Origin of the sequence: Clostridium sp. CAG:43 (genome assembly GCF_000434655.1) — a bacterium.
GTDB lineage: Bacteria > Bacillota > Clostridia > Lachnospirales > Lachnospiraceae > Otoolea > Otoolea fessa.
In genome coordinates this window covers 8,194-10,762 of the sequence record NZ_FR895045.1, presented here as the reverse complement: position 1 = coordinate 10,762, position 2,569 = coordinate 8,194, and the positions used below count along the sequence as shown (strand labels likewise).

2 protein-coding genes are annotated in these 2,569 nt (G+C 52.3%); both read right to left on the bottom strand.

The genetic code is table 11. The annotated features are described in order from the left end of the window. Nucleotides 1–333 (bottom strand): HAD family hydrolase (locus QVO97_RS03700; RefSeq protein WP_288188828.1); only part of this gene is annotated, 333 nt, incomplete at its 3' end. Between the two features lie 120 nt (nucleotides 334–453). Continuing rightward, nucleotides 454–2,569: hypothetical protein (locus tag QVO97_RS03695; protein ID WP_022359052.1), on the bottom strand; the 2,116-nt coding region annotated here is incomplete at its 5' end.

The following is a 2,569-nucleotide window of genomic DNA, read 5'->3' as shown; positions in this document are numbered from 1 at the left end:
GCCCTCCGATACATACATATCGTAAATAACCGGATGCCGGCGCAGCACCTCAATCACCCGGATCGTCTCTTCCCAGCTCAGGCAGCTTTCCGACACCCAGGTATTTTTCCCGAAATCCCGGACGACCGCCCCATTTGTAAATATGCCATAGTGGACGCCCGGCAGGCTCAAAACCTCCTCTGGCACTGCCGGGAGCGCGCGCCCGGTCGCCGGAACAATCTCAATCCCCCGCTGCGCACACAGTTCCATCACCTGTCTTGTTTTTTCCGACACGTGCATTTTTTCATTTAACAGTGTCCCATCTAAATCGAGGGCTATTAACCGTGTTCCCATCTTTCTCTCCCGTATCTCTTTTTACTGTCCACTACCAGAAAACGCTGCCGGGAAGCATTCCCCCGCAGCGCTCTCTTTTACTAATTAGTTTTAATTTTAAAATTTCTCGAATTGTTTTAATTAATCAAAGAAATGCTTCTCTTTCAGAATCAGAAGTCCATCCTTATCATATTTCGATGAGAACAGTCCGCTGAAGGATTTCTTCTCCGCCTTATCTGCAGCTTCCTCGATCAAATCTTCGGCACTTGTCTTGGTAAGCGGTTCTCCGTCCTCCTCCATCATCTCAGCGCGCTCGTACAGAGCCAGCATGCTCTTTCCCGAAATACTGCAGTCGATCTCCGATGCATATTTGCAGGCATACTGAACAAACTCCTCAACATCCATATCGCCGGACTTTTTGGACGGTTTCTCTTCCGGCTCATCCTCTGGATAATTGGAATACTCGTCGTCCTCGCGTTCGTCTTTATAGCTGTCTTTGTAATCGTCCTTATAATCATCACGATAGCCGCCACGCGCATAATCATCCTCCGGCTCATATTCGTCCTTCTCGTAGCGCTCTTCTTCGTCTTCATACTCCGGCTCGTCATCGCGTCTTGCCTCTTCCTGACGGCGCAGTTCTTCTCTCTGTCGCTCTGCCAGACGGCGATCTTCCTCCGCTTTACGCGCTTCTTCTGCCTCTTTGGCTGCCAGCGCCTGTGCTTCTGCCTTGGCGCGCTCTTCTTCCTCACGGCGGGCTGCTGCTTCCTGCTGTCTGCGTTTTTCCTCTGCCTCTTTTTCTGCCTGACGGCGGATCTCCGCTTCACGCTCTGCCTGGCGTTTTCTGGCTGCTTCTGCTTCCTGCTGCGCCTGCTGGCGTTTCAGCTCTTCCTCGCGCGCCTGTGCCAGCTTCGCTGCATCGTCTTTCTGGTTTTCACAGCCGATATACTGAAAACGCTCTGCTAATGCCGGATATGCGCGGTGCATCTGCTCTAAACGTGCCTGCGTATCAATCAGAACAACGACCATGCCGGTTTCATCCTGTGTCATCAGTTCTTCCAGCTCTTCCACCGTCAAATCGTCCAGATCGGCCGCATGCTCGACCACCAGATCCTTGCCTGCCAGGCGCTCCGCCACCGATGCGATGCCGCGATGGGAAAGGTTTGCGCCGCTGATCTTGGCAACCGGATGCTTGGTCCCCAGCTCGCGGTGAATCTTTTTCAGGGAATCAAGTGCCATCGCAAGACCGGCTGCCGGATCTTCCGCCTCGATCATCAGATGATTCGATTCCTTGATCTCCTCTTCTTCCTCTTCCGGTTCGAAATCCCAGTCTTCCACTATGGTTTCCTCTTCCTCTTCAAATTCATGAATCGGAGCTTCCTCACTCTTTTCCTCTGCCTCTGCCGGTTCCAGGTCGCGGAGATTCCTGAAAACACGTGTCTCCCCTTCAGATGCGCCCTCTTCCTCATCGTAAGGCTTGATCTTGGACACTTCTTTTGCCAGCGCTTCTTCCGCCTGTGCTTCATGAAGGCTTGCTACTACATCCTCGTCCAGCGCCGCCTTTTCTACTTTCTCGTCCGCCGGTTTTGTCTCAGCTTTCGGTTTTCCAGCCTTCTCTTCTGGCTCTGCCTGCTCTGGCTGTCCCTCCGGCTCATTCTCCGGTTCGTCGTCCAGCTCTGCCTCCGGCTCATCCGTATCCAGATACTCTCCTTCCGGCTCTGGCTTGCGGTATGTACCGTTCTTGTACTCTTCTTCCACCGCACGCAGCTTCTCTTCGTACTTCTCGCGGTTTTCCACCAGATCCATCTGATATTTCGTCAGCGGCGCATACTGAAGTTTCAGTTCCATTGCCTTGTCCACATATTTGCCAAGACCGAACATCAGCATGATCTTGTCGCAGATCCGCACACAGTCGTCCGCCTGGTTCGCCTGATGATAAAGCTCTGCCAGGTGGTACAGCCATTTCTCATCCAGCTCTTCCTGACAATATCTCTCCAGAGAATTGATCTGCTGCTCTAACGGCGCATCCTTCGCCTCCAGAATCAGAAAACGAAGCAGGTACTGGCGCGGGTCATCGCCGGACAGCTCACAGAACTCCCGGTAATATGCCTCTGCCTCCTGAATATTATTTTCACGCAATGCAAGGTCAGTCAGCTTATATAAAAGCCCCTTTCCAAGCGGCGCTCTCTCATATGCCAGCAATAAAATATCCTTGGCATCCTGATACTCTGCATTTTTCTCATAAATCTGGGAAATCATC